This window comes from Caulobacter sp. 602-2 (assembly GCF_011043625.1).
Lineage (GTDB): Bacteria > Pseudomonadota > Alphaproteobacteria > Caulobacterales > Caulobacteraceae > Caulobacter.
In genome coordinates this window covers 1-688 of the sequence record NZ_JAAKGT010000033.1, presented here as the reverse complement: position 1 = coordinate 688, position 688 = coordinate 1, and the positions used below count along the sequence as shown (strand labels likewise).

At 74.0% G+C, this 688-nt stretch carries 2 pseudogenes; both read left to right on the top strand.

Annotated elements, in window-relative coordinates:
• Positions 1-354, top strand: a pseudogene (locus G5B46_RS24125) (iron dicitrate transport regulator FecR); the annotation flags it as partial.
• Positions 354-688 (top strand): annotated as a pseudogene (locus G5B46_RS24120) (N-acetylglucosamine-6-phosphate deacetylase); the annotation flags it as partial. The pseudogenes G5B46_RS24125 and G5B46_RS24120, both read left to right, overlap by 1 nt.

Genomic DNA, 688 nt, shown 5'->3' with positions numbered 1-688 from the left:
TGCGGCCTGCACGCCGAGGCCTTCAGCGCCGCCGAGGTGCTGCACGGCCCCATGGCCCTGGTCAAGGACGGCTTCCCGGCCCTGGTGCTGGCCCAGCACGACGAGACCTACGCCCCCACCCTGGCCATGGCCCAGGGCCTGGCCGAGCGCGGCGCGACCGTGCTGCTGGCCGGCGGGAGCGCCAGCGGCGCGACCACTCTTCCGACAGCCCTGCCGACGGGCGCCGGCCATCCGGTGCTGGAGCCGATCCTGGCCGTGCAGAGCTTCTACCGCATGGCCGCGGGCCTGTCGGTGGCGCGCGGCTACGATCCCGACCGCCCGCCGCACCTCAACAAGGTGACCAAGACCGTCTGATGCCCGTCACCGCTCTCACCAACGCCGCCGTCATGACGCCCGCCGGCGTCGTCGACGGCCAGGCCCTGCTGATCGACGGGGCGACCATCGTCGGCCTGGTCGACCGCGCACGGATCCCGGCCGGGGCCGTGGTCGAGGACCTGGTCGGCGGCCTGCTGGTTCCCGGCTTCATCGACACCCAGGTCAACGGCGGCGGCGGGGTGCTGTTCAACGACGCGCCGACGGTGGAGACCATCGCCGCCATCGGCGCGGCCCACCGCCCGTTCGGCACCACCGGCTTCCTGCCCACCCTGATCAGCGACGACCTCGACGTCGTCGACGCGGCCATGCGGGC